Consider the following 14,513-nt stretch of genomic DNA (forward strand, 5'->3'; position numbering starts at 1 on the left):
TTTTTTCCTTTTGTGGGAAGGCCCCACGCCCCACCAGAATGGGCGAATCGACCAATCCGGGAGGCGCCAGGCGCCGCCCAAACCAGACTCATGCCATGCCCACGCCCTACCGCACCGAACTGCAGGCCATCCTGCGCCTGGCCGGGCCGCTGATCGCCGCCCAGCTGGCCTATGTCGCCATGGTCTTCACCGACACCCTGATGATGGGCAAGCTCGGCCCCGACGCCCTGGCCGCAGGGGGCCTGGGCGCCTCCACCTACGCCTTCGTCTCCACCGTGTGCAGCGGCGTGGTGGCGGCCACCGGCAACCTGGTGGCGATCCGCCATGGCGCGCGCGACAGCGCCGGCGCGGCCGCCGCCACCCAGGCGGGGCTGTGGGTCGGCCTGGGCCTGGCGCTGCTCGCCGGCGCCCTGCTGTGGAACCTGGAGGCGCTGCTGCTGGCGCTCGGCCAGGCGCCGGCGACGGTGCACGGCACCATGAGTTTTCTGCACAGCATTCTCTTCGCCCTGCCCGGCTACCTGGCCTTCATGGTGCTGCGCGGTTTCACCAGCGCCATCGAGCGGCCCGGCCCGGTGATGGCCATCAGCGCGCTCGGCGCGCTGGCCAACCTGGGCCTGAACTACGCCTTCCTCGACGGCTGGTTCGGCCTGCCGCGCCTGGGCCTGGCCGGCATCGGCCTGGTCACCGCCATCGTCATGAACCTGCTGCCGCTGATCCTCGCGCTGTACCTGCGCTGGCACCCGGCCTATGCCGGCTACCCGCTGCTGCGCGGCCTGGGCCGGCCGCAGCGCCGGGAGATCGCCGAGACGCTGCGCCTGGGCCTGCCGATCGGCGGCACCTACGCGGTGGAGTCGGGCATGTTCACCGTGGCCACCCTGTGCATGGGGGCGATCGGCGCCACTGCGCTGGCCGCGCACCAGATCGCCATCCAGTCGGTGTACCTGGCCTTCATGGTGCCGGTGGGGATTTCCTACGCGGTGACCTTCCGCATCGGCCAGCACTACGGCGCCGGGCGCCTGCTCGAGGCGCGCCGCGCCGGGCGGGTGGGCATCGGCTTCGGCGCGCTGTGCATGTTCGCCTTCGCCCTGCTGTTCTGGCTGGCGCCGCGCCAGGTCATCGGCCTGTTCCTCGATCTCGAGCAACCGGCCAACCAGGCGGTGGTGCAACTGGCCGTGAGCCTGCTGGCGATCGCCGCCTGGTTCGAGCTGTTCGACGGCCTGCAGAGCATCGCCATGGGCGCCATCCGCGGCCTCAAGGATGCCCGCATCACCTTCCTGGTGGGCCTGGCCGGCTACTGGCTGGCGGGCGTGCCGCTGGCCTGGCTGCTGGCCTTCCCCTTCGGCTGGGGCCCGCACGGCGTCTGGTGGGGGTTGGCGGCGGGGCTGGCGTGTACCGCGCTGGGCCTGTGCCTGGCCTTCGAGGCACGCACCGCGCGGCTGCTGCAGCCGATGGCGGAACCGGGCTTCAGTTGCCGACCGGGTCCTGCTGCCTGAGCGCGCGTCCGGCGCCGAACACCAGGAAGCGCGCCAGCTCGGGCAACGGCAGCGGGCGGCTGATCCAGTAGCCCTGCACCTGGTCGCAGCCGAACTGGCGCAGCAACTGGCGCTGGTCGGCGCTTTCCACGCCCTCGGCGACCACCTCCAGGTTGAGGTTGTGCGCCAGGTTGATCATGGCCCGCACCAATTGGCGGTTCTCGGCGCGCTCGGACATGCCGCCGACGAAGCTCTTGTCGATCTTCAGCAGGGTGATCGGCAGGCTGTTGAGGTGGACGAAGGAGGAGAAGCCGGTGCCGAAGTCGTCCAGGGAGAAGCGCACGCCCAGTTGCCCCAGCGTCTGCATGGTCTGCAGGACCTGCTCGCTGCGGCGCATCACGGCGGTTTCGGTGAGTTCGAATTCCAGCCAGCGTGCATCCACGCCGCGCTCGGCGATCAGCCGTTGCAGCGTGGGCAGCAGTTGGCTGTCCTGGAACTGGCGGAACGACAGGTTGATGGCCATGTGCAGCGGCGGCAGGCCGCGCCCGAGCAGCCACTGCATGTCGCGCAGGGCGCGGGCGATCACCCAGTAGCCCAGCGGCACGATCAGCCCGCTCTCCTCGGCCAGGGGCACGAAGTCCCCCGGGGTGAGCAGCCCGCGGCTGGGGTGGCGCCAGCGCACCAGGGCCTCGAGGCCGACGATGGTGTCGCTCTCCAGGTCCAGGCGCGGCTGGTAGTGCAGTTCCAGTTCGTCGCGGCGCAGGGCCCGGCGCAGTTCGCTTTCCAGTTCGGCCAGGCTGCGCGCGCCGCGGTTGATGCGCTCGTCGAAGAGGTGGAAGGTGCAGCCCTGGCGCATCTTGGCCTGCTGCATGGCGATGTGCGCGTGCCACATCAGGGCGTCGGCGCTATCGCCGGAGCGGGCATGGGCCAGGCCCAGGCTGCAGCCCAGCAGCAGGCTCTCGCCCTCCACCCAGTAGGGCTCGCCCAGCACTTCGACGATGCGCTCGGCCAGGCGCTCGGCGCGCCGTGGGTCGCGGCGGGTGTCCAGCAGCAGGGCGAACTCGTCGCTGCCCAGGCGCGCCAGGCGGTCGCCGTGCTCCAGGTGCGAGCGCAGGCGCGCCACCACCTGCAGGATCAGGCGGTCGCCGGCCTGGTGGCCGAGAGCGTCGTTGACGTGGCGGAAGTTGTCCAGGTCGAGGTGGCCGAGGGCCAGGCCGCGGCCCTGGAACTCATCCAGCTGCGCGGCCAGCAGGGTCTGGAAGCCCTGGCGGTTGGCGATGCCGGTCAGCGGGTCCTGCTCGGCCAGGCGCTGCAGGGTGGCTTCCAGGCCGCTGCGCTCGCGGGCGTAGCGCAGGGAACGGCGCAGCACCTCGCTGCTCAGCTGCGGCGTCAGCCAGTCGGCCACGCCGGCGGGCGTCTGCGCGGGCTCGTGCTCCAGCAGCAGGATGATCGGCAGCCGGCAGTTGTCCCGCGACGGCAGCCGGCCCGGGGTAGCCAGCACCAGGCCGACCTCGTCCTCGTCGAACAGGCTGCGGGCGGACTCCCAGGAAGGCGCGGTGATCAGCGAATAAGCGTTGCCCAGCGCGGCGAGATGCTCGCGCAGCAGCTGGGCCCACTGTGGCGTTTCAGCCAGCAGGAGCAGGCGCGTGGACTCGACCGACGCAGCCAAGCGACCCCCATGAAAAGAAAAGGAATGCCCCGGGCGCCATCCCATGCCCCGGCCATCCGGATTGGCGTTCCAGCGCCCGGACGATGCCGTCTGTCGGAGCGGAACCAAGGAAACTCTTCAGAGTTTTCTTCAACTAATGCAGCCACAAGCCTAATACAAGTATGAATTTATCCAAAACGGCGAAGCGCGACGGCGTCACAGATCGCCGTTTTTCCGCAGCCCCGGGCGGGGCTGGTAGAATGGCCGCCCGCTTCGCCATCGATACCCTTCCCGAACCATGTCCCGACTCAACCCCCGGCAGCAAGAGGCCGTGAACTACGTCGGCGGCCCCCTGCTGGTGCTGGCCGGCGCCGGCTCCGGCAAGACCAGCGTGATCACCCGCAAGATCGCCTACCTGGTCCAGCAGTGTGGCATCCGCGCCCAGTACATCGTCGCCGTCACCTTCACCAACAAGGCCGCGCGCGAGATGAAGGAGCGCGTCAGCACCCTGCTGCGCCCCGGCGAAGGCAAGGGCCTGACCGTCTCCACCTTCCACAACCTGGGCCTGAACATCATCCGCAAGGAATACGCCGCCCTGGGCTACAAGCCCGGCTTCTCGATCTTCGACGAGAGCGACGTGAAGGCGCTGATGACGGACATCATGCAGAAGGAGTATTCCGGCGACGACGGCCTGGACGAGATCAAGAACCTGATCGGCGGCTGGAAGAACGACCTGATCCTGCCCGACGAGGCCCTGGCCCAGGCGCGCAACCCCAAGGAAAAGACCGCCGCGATGGTCTACCTGCACTACCAGCGCACCCTGCGCGCGTACAACGCGGTGGACTTCGACGACCTGATCCTGCAGCCGGTGAAGCTGTTCCAGGACAACCCGGACATCCTCGAGAAGTGGCGCAACCGCGTGCGCTACATGCTGGTGGACGAATACCAGGACACCAACGCCAGCCAGTACCTGCTGGTGAAGCTGCTGGTGCAGCAGCGCGCGCACTTCACCGTGGTCGGCGACGACGACCAGTCGATCTACGCCTGGCGCGGCGCGCGTCCGGAAAACCTGATGCAGCTCAAGGACGACTTCCCCTCGCTGAAGGTGGTGATGCTGGAGCAGAACTACCGCTCCACCAGCCGCATCCTCAAGTGCGCCAACGTGCTCATCGCCAACAACCCCCACGTGTTCGAGAAGCAGCTGTGGAGCGAGATGGGCGAAGGCGACCCGATCCGGGTGATCCGCTGCCGCAACGAGGAAGCCGAGGCCGAGCGGGTGGCCATGGAAATCCTCACCATCCACCTGAAGACCGAGCGGCCCTACAGCGAATTCGCCATCCTCTACCGCGGCAACTACCAGGCCAAGCTGATCGAGCTGAAGCTGCAGCACCACCAGATTCCCTATCGCCTGTCCGGCGGCACCAGCTTCTTCGCCCGCCAGGAAGTGAAGGACCTGATGTCCTACTTCCGCCTGCTGGTGAACCCGGACGACGACAACGCCTTCCTGCGGGTGATCAACGTGCCGCGCCGGGAGATCGGCTCGGCGACCCTGGAGAAGCTCGGCAACTACGCCACCGAGCGCGGCTGCTCGATGTTCGCCGCCAGCGGCGAGCTGGGCCTGGCCGAGCACCTGGACGCGCGCTTCGTCGAGCGCCTGCAGCGCTTCAAGCGCTTCATCGACAAGGTCCGCGAGCAGTGCGCGGGCTCCGACCCGATCGGCGCGCTGCGCAGCATGGTGATGGACATCGACTACGAGAACTGGCTGCGGCAGAACGCCTCCAGCGACAAGGTCGCCGACTTCCGCATGGGCAACGTCTGGTTCCTCATCGAGGCGCTGAAGAACACCCTGGAGCGCGACGAGGACGGCGACATGACCATCGAGCAGGCCATCGCCAAGCTGGTGCTGCGCGACATGCTCGAACGCCAGCAGGAGGAAGAGGAAGGCGCCGACGGCGTGCAGATGATGACCCTGCACGCCTCCAAGGGCCTGGAATTCCCCTACGTGTTCATCCTCGGCGTGGAGGAGGAAATCCTCCCCCACCGCTCCAGCATCGAGGCCGACAGCATCGAGGAAGAGCGGCGCCTGGCCTACGTCGGCATCACCCGGGCGAAGAAGAACCTGGCCATGACCTTCGCCGCCAAGCGCAAGCAGTACGGCGAGATCATCGACTGCTCGCCGAGCCGCTTCCTCGACGAACTGCCGCCGGAGGACCTGGTCTGGGAAGGCCACGAAGACGCCCCGGTGGAGGTCAAGGCAGCCAAGGGCAACGCGGCCCTGGCGGACATCCGCGCGCTGCTCAAGCGCTGAGCGCGGCAGGGCCCTGCGTCTTCGTAGGAGCAACTGTCTATTGGATTCCCGCGTTCGCGGGAATGACGTCGGAAAACACGACTCTCACCCCGTCATTCCCGCGAACGCGGGAACCCAGAAAACAACGTAGGAGCGGATTCATCCGCGATGGCCGTCCGGCACGGATAGGAAATTCGCCGCCAACCTGTAGGAGCGGGCCCTGCCCGCGATTCGCGCGCAGGGCGCGCTCCTACAATGGAATGCCACGGCGACGGCCAGCGGAAGCTGTCCATCCGATCAGCTTCTTCTTTTGTCGGAGGGTCGCGCAGGCCAGCGCTTACGAGGTAGAATTGCGCGCTTCATCAGCGGCCCCAGCTCCGCCAGGAAGCCCCCAATTGAACACCCTCAAAGACAAAATCCGCAGCGAAGGCATCGTCCTGTCCGATCAGGTCCTCAAGGTAGACGCCTTCCTCAACCACCAGATCGACCCGCTGCTGATGAAGCAGATCGGCCACGAGTTCGCCGAACGCTTCAAGGGCCAGGGCATCACCAAGATCGTCACCATCGAGGCCTCGGGCATCGCCCCGGCGGTCATGGCCGGCCTGGAGCTGGGCATCCCGGTGATCTTCGCCCGCAAGTTCCAGTCGCTGACGCTGAAGAACGACCTGCTGATCTCCAAGGTGTTCTCCTTCACCAAGCAGACCGAGAGCACCATCGCCATCTCCGCGCGGCACCTGACCGCCGCCGACCACGTGCTGGTGATCGACGACTTCCTCGCCAACGGCCACGCCGCCAAGGCGCTGATCGACCTGATCCAGCAGGCAGGGGCGAGCATCGCCGGCCTGGGCATCGTCATCGAGAAGTCCTTCCAGGACGGCCGCAACCTGCTGGAAAGTGAAGGCTACCGCGTCGAATCCCTGGCCCGGGTGAAATCCCTGTCGGGCGGCGAGGTCGAGTTCCTCGACTGACTCAGGCTGCGCTGTGAAAAAGGCGGGCGCCCGGCAAGGGTTCCCGCCTTTTTTCGTGCCCTTCATTCCCTTCGTAGGAGCGAGCTTGCTCGCGAACCGCTTCGGCGCCAGGTCTGTTCGCGAGCAACAACTAGGCGTCCCCCTCGCTCCTACACAAAGCCGTCCCGGGTGGCGTGCAGGCCGGCGAGGATCAAGCGCTGGTAGAGCTCTTCGCGCAGGCCATCCGGCTGCTCCAGGCCCATGCGCGCCAGGTGCGCCGGGAAGGCCGCCGGCTCCGGCGCGTCCAAGGTGGCCTTGCCCAGTTCGAGGATCTCGCTGAGCCGGAGTTTGCTCTTCAGCCAGGTCAGCGCCCGCAGCAGGTCGCGTTCCTCGGACATGAAGTCGCAGCCCAGCGGGTATTCCGGCAATGCCTCGCGATGCTGCGCACAGACCGCCTGCAGGCGTTCGGGAAGGTTGTCGCGGTAGCGCCGCTCCAGCTCGAAATCCGCCGGCAGCTTGCCCGCCGCCTTGGCCTCGGCGATGAGGCCGTCCTGGAAGCGTGAATCGGCGATGGCCAGTAGCGCTTCGATCACCTCGGCGTCGTTCTTCCCGCGCAGGTCGGCGATGCCGTACTCGGTCACCACGATGTCGCGCAGGTGCCGCGGAATGGTGGTGTGACCGTAGCTCCAGACGATGTTCGAGCTGACCTCGCCGCCGCTCTCGCGCCAGCTGCGCAGCAGCAGGATGGAGCGCCCGCCGTGCAGCTCGTGGGCCTGGGCGACGAAGTTGTACTGGCCGCCGACGCCGCTGACCACGCGGCCGTCCTCCAACTGGTCGGCCACCCCGGCGCCGAGCAGGGTGACGGTGAAGGCGCTGTTGATGAAGCGTGCGTCGCGGCGCTGCAGGCGCTTGAGTTCCTCGTCGCGGTAGAGGTTGTTGACGAAGCCGATGCCGGTCATGGCGATGCCGGCCAGGCGCTCGGCCGGCAGTTCGCGCAGGCGCTGGTAGAAGGCTTGTGGGCCGAGGAAGAAGCCAGCGTGCAGCCAGATACCGCCGGCGTCCGCGCGCGGCCGTTCCACCTGTGGATAAACCTGCCGCTTGAGTACGCCGGCCTCGGCCAGGTCCAGCAGGCCCGGCACGAACATCTCGCTGCAACCGTAGAGGCCCTGGCTGAAGGTACCCAACCCACCTTCGCGTTCGATCACTCCGGCGTGGCGCTCGGCGATCTCCAGTTCGGCGAGTAGCGAGCAGTATGCAGCGTTGTCGCGCTGGCGCAGCAGCAGCGCCGAGGTCACCGCATCGCCCATGGCGCCAATGCCGACCTGCAGGGTGCCGCCGTCGCGCACCAGGGCGCTGGCGTGCAGGCCGATGCAGTGGTCCTGCCAGCCCACCGGCATGTAGGGCGTGGAGAACAGCGTGCTGGCGTCCTCCGGCTGCTCCACCAGCAGGTCGAAGATATCTTCGTCGACCTCGGCGTCGCCCGGCATGTACGGCAGGTCGCGGTGCACCACGCCGATGCAGAGGATGCGCTCACCGGCCGCGCGGCGGCGGCGCAGCATGGGCAGCAGGTCGAGGGTGATGTCCGGATTGCACGACAGGCTCAGCCTGCCGGGCCGCGCCGGGTCGCGGGCGACCAGTTGGGCCACGGCGTTGATGCCCTTGGCGTCGAGGTCGCGGGCAACGTGGCTGTAGTTGCAGCTGATGTAGTTCTGCTGCGCCGGCGCGCTGTCCAGCAGGCTGCCCGGCTGCAGGTAGAACTCCTCGACGCGCACTTTCGGCGGCAGGCTGCCCTGGCGCAGGTCGCGCAGGTAGTCGAGCTCCGGGTAGTCGCCGTACAGGCGTTCGACGAAGGGTTCGAGGAAGCGCCGCTGCAGCTCGCTGCCGGCCTGGGGGCGGCCCAGCGACAGCGCGGTGTAGAGCGTCAACTGGCGCGCCGGCTGCTCGCCCAGGCGCCGGTAGAGAAGGTTGACCAGATGGTTGGGCTTGCCCAGGCCCAACGGCAGGCCCAGGCGAATCGGGCCATCGAGCCCGGCCAGCAGGTGGTCGACGGCTTCGTCGAGGGTGCAGCGGTGCGCCAAGGTGCGATCCTCCGTGGTTGCCTGTCCAGTTTGGACCGGAAACCGGCGGTGAGGCTCCGGCGTCTTTTCATTTAAGTGGTGCGGTGGTTCAGCGAAGGTGGCCAAGCCTGACTCCGCTCCCTCACCCCAACCCTCTCCCGGAGGGAGAGGGGGCCGTTCGGAGTGGGTGGGGAATTTGGAGTCATCCTGAAACGCCTACACCTCCTCGTCATTTCCGCGAATGCGGGAATCCAGTGATTTGCATATGGATTCAGGGAGCTTCGTGATTCCGCTTCACGCCGAACGGTCCCCTCTCCCGCTTGCGGGGGAGGGTTAGGGAGGGGGAGCGGAGTTCAGGGTTGGCAGAAGTGTGTGGGCGGAGTCCGTCACCCTCTCCCCAGCCCTCTCCCTGAAGGGAGAGGGGGCTGTCCTGAGCGAAGGGAAAATCCTGAGTCATCCTGAAACGCCTAACTCTACCCCGTCATTCCCGCGAACGCGGGAATCCAGTGGCTGGTGGGTTCGCGAGCAAGCTCGCTCCTACGAAAAGCAAAAGCGCGTTCGCTCTTGCTCTGGCTTTTGGATTTCCAGAGAAACATCCGCGCGCACCGAAACGCCCCTTCAGAAGGCCGAGCGAAACCCGCGCTCAGGAGGTCATGCGACATGGATGTCGCGAGAGCCCCGCGGGCTACAGGGATGTACCCTCGGGGCGGGCCTCCGTGGCGGGGGAGTTCGCGAGGGTAGCCCGGCTCTGTCGGGCCCGTATGCGGGGCAAGCCTTTTTGGTTCCTTTTGTGGCGTTTGACAAAAGGGACTCGCCCGAGGGGGCGAAACGAGAAGGCAGGGCAAACTCGGAGCGGCGCAAAAACACCCAAGCCAAGGCAGCTGGGTTCCCGCGTTCGCGGGAATGACGGGGTGGAGATCGGAGCGCAGGACCAAAGTTCGCAAACCAAGCCTTCGCAAACCAATCCCTATCCCTATCCCCACCCCCATACGAAAAATGCCGTTTCCCCAACCAGAGAAACGGCATTCTTTCTTAAGCCGACAGCATCAGCCCGTAAGCGGCTTTTCCTGCCAGCCCGTGGCTCAGAGACCGGACATGTGCTTGATGGCAGCCTTCAGCTCATCGTCCGAACAGTCAGCGCAGGTGCCTTTCGGCGGCATGGCATTGATGCCGGAAATGGCCTTGGCCAGCAGACCATCGAGGCCCCCCTGGTCCTTGGCGCGCTTGTCCCAATCGCCCTTGTCGCCGACCTTGGGCGCGCCCAGCAGGCCGGTGCCGTGGCAGTTGGTGCAGACCTTGCCGACGATCTCTTCGCCCGAACGCGGCGCACCGCCACCTCCGGCGGAAGCGACAGCGCCGACGCCTTCGCACTCCTTGCCCTGGACGCAGACCTTGCCCACCGGTTCCAGGCGCTTGGCGATGTCGTCATTGGTCGTGGCTTGGGCGCCAGCGGCCATCAGGGCCAGTACGGCGGCCTGGGCCACCAGGATTTTCTTTATCAGGTTCACCCTTTTACCCTCATCGTGGCTTGTACGCCCGGGCACGGTTTCCATCGCAGTCTAGGTAGCGCGGGCGGCCGCAAGTATAACGGAAGAGCGCGCGTCTGAAACAATTGCAGGGCCCGCGGGGGCCTTGCGTCATACGGTCGCAGGCGGCTCAGCCGCCTCTAAAAATTTGCCGGAGTCGTCGCGCTTATGAGCCTCGCCGGCGCATCGAAGGGGTTGCGGAAGCGATGCGGGCGGGTGCTGTCGAAATAGTAGCTGTCGCCGCTTTCGAGGACGTAGACCTCGTCGCCGACGGTCAGCTCCAGGCGGCCTTCGACCAGCACGCCGGTCTCCTCGCCTTCGTGGGAGTACATGTCGTCGCCGGTGTCGGCGCCTGGCGGGTAGGTCTCGTCGAGCAGCGTGATGGCGCGGCTGGGGTAGGCCTTGCCGATCAGCTTCATGATGATGTCGCCGTCGGACAGGTCGCTGAGCTCGTCCGCCTTGTAGACCACCTGGGTGTTGCTGTCCTGCTCGATGTCCAGGGAGAAGAACTCCACCAGGGACATGGGAATGCCGCCCAGCACCTTCTTCAGGGAGCTGATCGACGGACTCACGCTGTTCTTCTCGATCATCGAGATGGTGCTGTTGGTGACGCCCGCGCGCTTGGCGAGTTCACGCTGGGACAGCCCTTTGAGTTTACGGATGGCTTGTAGGCGAGCGCCAACGTCCAAGGGTGGGGTCCTCCTTATCTTATTTCTTGTTCTGCCAGGCTCTAACGGGCGGAACCCGCCTGCGCCTTGCGGCGAGCGGGTTCCGAAGTGCCCGTATCATGGCAACACCGTTCAGTATTTACAACAGATCGGCCTCGGATACTGCGCAAACTTTACGCAGTTCGTCGCTCAGTCGCCGCTGTAGACCCGCGGTACGCGCTTGAGGTTGCAGAACAATTGATAGGGGATGCTGCCGCACAGGCTGGCGAGTTGGCTGGCCGGGACGTTCGGCCCCCACAGCTCGACGCGGCTGCCCAGGCCGGCGCCGGGCAGGTCGGTGAGGTCGACGGTGAGCATGTCCATGGACACCCGGCCAATGATGCGGCTGGCCTGGCCGTCGATGAACACCGGGGTGCCGTCTGGCGCGTGGCGCGGGTAGCCGTCGGCGTAACCCATGGCGACCACGCCGACGCGCACCGAGCGCTCGGCGACGTAGCGCGCGCCGTAGCCCACCGGCTCGCCGGCCGGCAGTTCGCGCACGCCGATGATCTTCGACTCCAGGGTCATCACCGGGCGCAGCTGGTCGGCCAGCGGCTGGGCCTGTTCGAAGGGGGTGGCGCCGTAGAGCATGATGCCCGGGCGCACCCAGTCGCTGGGCACGCTCGGCCAACCGAGAATGCCAGGGGAGTTGCGCAGGCTGACCTCGTAGGGCTGGCCCAGACCGGCGCGCACGGCCTCGAAGGCGGCGACCTGTTCCTCGGTGCGCGCGCAGTCCAGCTCGTCGGCGCGGGCGAAGTGGCTCATCAGCACCACCTTGGCCACGTGCGGCAGGGCCTGCAGGCGCGCCAGGGCGGCGGCGTAGTCCTGCGGGAAGAAGCCGACGCGGTGCATGCCCGAGTCCATCTTCAGCCACAGCGTCAGCGGCTTGGCCGGGCGGGCGCGCTCGATGGCCTCCAGTTGCCAGGCCGAGTGCACCACGCACCAGAAGTCATGGCGCTCGATCAGCTCCAGCTCGCTGGCCTCGAAGAAGCCTTCCAGCAGCAGGACGGGCGCGCGGATGCCGGCTTCGCGCAGCTCCAGGGCCTCTTCGATGCAGGCCACGGCGAAGCCGTCGGCTTCCGCCTCCAGGGCCTTGGCGCAGCGCACCGCGCCGTGGCCGTAGGCATCGGCCTTGACCACCGCCAGCGCGCGCGCGCCGCTGACTTCGCGGGCCAGGCGGTAGTTGTGGCGCAGGGCCTGGAGGTCGATCAGGGCACGGGCTGGACGCATGGCGGGAACTCTCTGTTATTCGGGTACGGCGCAGCCGCGGGCGAACCCGCGCCCACGAAGGCCGTGAAGCAAAAAAAGGCCTGGCAATCCGACCAGGCCCCACGCAAAGGTTTACGGCAGGGCCGCGACCACCGACATCTCCACCAGGATCTCCGGCTCGCAGAGCCTGGCTTCCACGGTAGCGCGGGCCGGGGCGGTGCCTTGCGGCAGCCACTGGTCCCAGACGGCGTTCATGCCGGCGAAGTGCGCGTCGATGTCCTTCAGGTAGATGGTCACCGAGAGGATGCGCGTCTTGTCGGTGCCGGCCTCTTCGAGCAGGCGCTCGATGCTGGCCAGGACTTCGCGGGTCTGCTGTTCGACGCCGGCGGCCATGTCGTCGCCCACCTGGCCCGCCAGGTAGACGGTGCCGTTGTGGACGACGATCTGGCTCATGCGGCCATTAGTGTGCAGGCGCTGGATGGCCATTCTGAGCCTCCGAGGCGTTGCTGTAGCGGGAAATGTCCAGGCCGTCGGTGCTGATCTGCGGGCGCTTCTTCGCCATCAGGTCGGCCAGGTAGCGGCCCGAGCCGCAGGCCATGGTCCAGCCCAGGGTGCCGTGGCCGGTGTTCAGGTACAGGTTGCGGTAGCGGGTGCCGCCGACGATCGGGGTGCCGTCCGGGGTGGCCGGGCGCAGGCCGGTCCAGAAGGTCGCCTGGCTGACGTCGCCGCCCTCGGGGTAGAGGTCGGTGGTGATCATTTCCAGGGTTTCGCGGCGGCGCGGGTTCAGCGACAGGTCGAAACCGGCGATCTCGGCCATGCCGCCGACGCGGATGCGCTGGTCGAAGCGGGTGATGGCGACCTTGTAGGTCTCGTCGAGGATGGTCGAGGTCGGCGCCATGTCCGGGTTGGTGATCGGCACGGTCAGCGAGTAGCCCTTCAGCGGGTAGACCGGGGCGTTGATGCCCAGCGGCTTGAGCATCTGCGGCGAGTAGCTGCCCAGGGCCAGCACGTAGTGGTCGGCGGTGACCAGTTGGCCATCGATCCACACGCCGTTGATGCGGTCGCCGGCGAAGTCCAGGCGCTGGATGTTCTGGTTGAAGCGGAACTCCACGCCCAGGCCCTGGGCCAGTTCGGCCAGCTTGGTGGTGAACATCTGGCAGTCGCCGGTCTGGTCGTTGGGCAGGCGCAGGGCGCCGACCAGCTTGTCGGCCACCTTGGCCAGAGCCGGCTCGACGCGGGCGATGCCGGCGCGGTCGAGGACTTCATAGGGCACGCCGGAGCTTTCCAGCACGGCGATGTCCTTGGCGGCGGAGTCGAGCTGGGCCTGGGTGCGGAACAGCTGGGTGGTGCCCAGGGTGCGGCCTTCGTAGGCGATGCCGGTTTCGGCGCGCAGTTCGTCGAGGCAGTCGCGGCTGTACTCGGACAGGCGCACCATGCGCTCCTTGTTCACCGCGTAGCTGGCGGCGTTGCAGTTGCGCAGCATCTGCCACATCCAGGCGTACTGGCTGGGGTCGCCGGTGAGCTTGATGGCCAGCGGCGCGTGCTTCTCCAGCAGCCACTTCATGGCCTTGAGCGGGATGCCCGGGGCGGCCCAGGGCGAGGCATAGCCGGGGGAAACCTGGCCGGCGTTGGCGAAGCTGGTTTCCAGGGCCGGGCCGGGCTGGCGGTCTACCACCACCACTTCGAAACCGGAACGGGCCAGATAGTAAGCACTGGCGGTGCCGATCACACCGCTGCCAAGAACCAGAACGCGCATCGCTGCCTCCCACGTCGCGTGGGGCACGCGACGTTTCTTATTTTGAACGTCAGTTGCGCGCAGTATAGGAATTCGACCGCAGAAATAATCACTATTTAACAGGCGTTAATTGAAGGAAATTCTTGGTGAAAACGCCTTTCACGGAGGCGCATCCACCAGATAATCAGCAAAAACACCTGAAAAATCCATAGCCATGCAAGTATGTCGGATCGCGGTTTTCAGCAACTAATTCGGTGCGCTTTGGCGAACGCGGGATTTACTCCCGCCAGGGCCGGGGCCGGCAGGAATAAGCGCTGCCGCGACGCCGGGTCGCAGGCGCCGCCCGACGGGCGGCGGCGCCAGGGAAATCCCCTTACTTGCGCACCCACTTGCCATTGAGCTGGATGTATTGCCCGGACGGGGTGCGGTCCATGGCCTTCTTGCCGGCCAGGGCTTCCACGTCGCCGAGCTTGGCGCCGCTCTGGCCGGCCACCTTCTGGTACTCGGCGCGGCGCGCGGCGTTGATCTGGGCGGCGATGTCCGCCGCTTGGCCGCTGTTGCTGACCACCCCGAGGTAGCCGTCGGGCTGCTCGCCGACCAGGCCCTGGGCCTTGGCCCCGCCCAGGGCCGACATGGCCTGCTCCAGGCTCATGGCCAGGACCGGCAGGCTGACGCAAAGGGCCAGCAGGGCGACGCCGAGTTTGCTGCGCAGTGTCATGTAGAAGCTCCTCAGAACAGACCGCTGTTCTCATTGATGATGCCATCCAGGGCCTTGTCGACCTTGATGTAGATCTCGTGCTCGATCTTCACGTTGAGGTTGATGTTGATCGGCTCCTTGGGCGCCGCCAGCTGTACCGTTGGCGTACAGCCCTGGCTGAGCCCGAGCAGGGCCAGGACGGCGATGAGTGCGCATGGGCGCATGCGG

At 67.0% G+C, this 14,513-nt stretch carries 11 protein-coding genes and 1 pseudogene; 3 read left to right on the plus strand and 9 right to left on the minus strand.

Annotated features, from left to right (window positions below; translation table 11 throughout):
• Positions 1 to 95: 95 nt before the first annotated feature.
• Positions 96 to 1,564, plus strand: a pseudogene (locus BM060_RS22635) (NorM family multidrug efflux MATE transporter).
• Here BM060_RS22635 and BM060_RS22640 read toward each other — a convergent pair.
• Positions 1,465 to 3,186 carry a putative bifunctional diguanylate cyclase/phosphodiesterase gene (locus BM060_RS22640; protein ID WP_370311013.1) on the minus strand — a complete coding sequence of 574 codons (1,722 nt, stop codon included), beginning with the start codon at positions 3,184 to 3,186 and terminating at the stop codon, positions 1,465 to 1,467. The pseudogene BM060_RS22635 and the gene BM060_RS22640 overlap by 100 nt on opposite strands.
• 232 nt (positions 3,187 to 3,418) lie before the next feature.
• On the opposite strand from BM060_RS22640, the gene rep reads away from it, so the two are divergent.
• Both rep and BM060_RS22650 read left to right on the plus strand, forming a co-directional pair.
• Entirely contained in the window at positions 3,419 to 5,428 is a 2,010-nt protein-coding gene (gene rep / locus BM060_RS22645; protein ID WP_074983200.1) for a DNA helicase Rep, read from the plus strand.
• 374 nt (positions 5,429 to 5,802) lie between these two features.
• Positions 5,803 to 6,375 (plus strand): xanthine phosphoribosyltransferase, encoded by a 573-nt coding sequence (locus BM060_RS22650; RefSeq protein WP_074983203.1) that lies wholly within the window; start codon positions 5,803 to 5,805, stop codon positions 6,373 to 6,375.
• Positions 6,376 to 6,524: 149 nt separating this feature from the next.
• Here the strand turns inward: BM060_RS22650 and BM060_RS22655 are convergent, their stop codons facing one another.
• From BM060_RS22655 to BM060_RS22690, 8 genes are all read right to left on the minus strand, one after another.
• Positions 6,525 to 8,363 carry an acetyl-CoA hydrolase/transferase C-terminal domain-containing protein gene (locus tag BM060_RS22655; RefSeq protein WP_135499852.1) on the minus strand — a complete coding sequence of 613 codons (1,839 nt, stop codon included), beginning with the start codon at positions 8,361 to 8,363 and terminating at the stop codon, positions 6,525 to 6,527.
• Positions 8,364 to 9,493: 1,130 nt separating this feature from the next.
• The gene (locus tag BM060_RS22660) at positions 9,494 to 9,919 is read right to left on the minus strand and encodes a c-type cytochrome (RefSeq protein WP_074983207.1); all 426 of its coding nucleotides are present in this window, start codon (positions 9,917 to 9,919) and stop codon (positions 9,494 to 9,496) included.
• A gap of 158 nt (positions 9,920 to 10,077) precedes the next feature.
• A complete protein-coding gene (locus BM060_RS22665; protein WP_009614094.1) occupies positions 10,078 to 10,626 on the minus strand; it encodes a cupin domain-containing protein in 549 nt (182 codons plus the stop codon).
• Between the two features lie 168 nt (positions 10,627 to 10,794).
• Positions 10,795 to 11,874 carry an alanine racemase gene (gene alr, locus BM060_RS22670; protein ID WP_074983210.1) on the minus strand — a complete coding sequence of 360 codons (1,080 nt, stop codon included), beginning with the start codon at positions 11,872 to 11,874 and terminating at the stop codon, positions 10,795 to 10,797.
• A gap of 111 nt (positions 11,875 to 11,985) precedes the next feature.
• Positions 11,986 to 12,339: a RidA family protein gene (locus BM060_RS22675; RefSeq protein WP_043268137.1), complete on the minus strand. Its 354-nt coding sequence runs from the start codon at positions 12,337 to 12,339 to the stop codon at positions 11,986 to 11,988.
• Positions 12,314 to 13,609 carry a D-amino acid dehydrogenase gene (gene dadA, locus BM060_RS22680; protein WP_043268135.1) on the minus strand — a complete coding sequence of 432 codons (1,296 nt, stop codon included), beginning with the start codon at positions 13,607 to 13,609 and terminating at the stop codon, positions 12,314 to 12,316. The genes BM060_RS22675 and dadA overlap by 26 nt, the downstream gene beginning before the upstream one ends.
• A gap of 352 nt (positions 13,610 to 13,961) precedes the next feature.
• Positions 13,962 to 14,306: a YdbL family probable chaperone protein gene (locus tag BM060_RS22685; protein WP_074983213.1), complete on the minus strand. Its 345-nt coding sequence runs from the start codon at positions 14,304 to 14,306 to the stop codon at positions 13,962 to 13,964.
• An 11-nt stretch (positions 14,307 to 14,317) separates the two neighbouring features.
• Positions 14,318 to 14,509, minus strand: coding sequence for a YnbE family lipoprotein (locus BM060_RS22690; RefSeq protein WP_009614103.1), 192 nt, complete (start codon positions 14,507 to 14,509; stop codon positions 14,318 to 14,320).
• Positions 14,510 to 14,513 lie beyond the last annotated feature (4 nt).

The organism is Pseudomonas citronellolis (genome assembly GCF_900112375.1).
Lineage (GTDB): Bacteria > Pseudomonadota > Gammaproteobacteria > Pseudomonadales > Pseudomonadaceae > Pseudomonas > Pseudomonas citronellolis.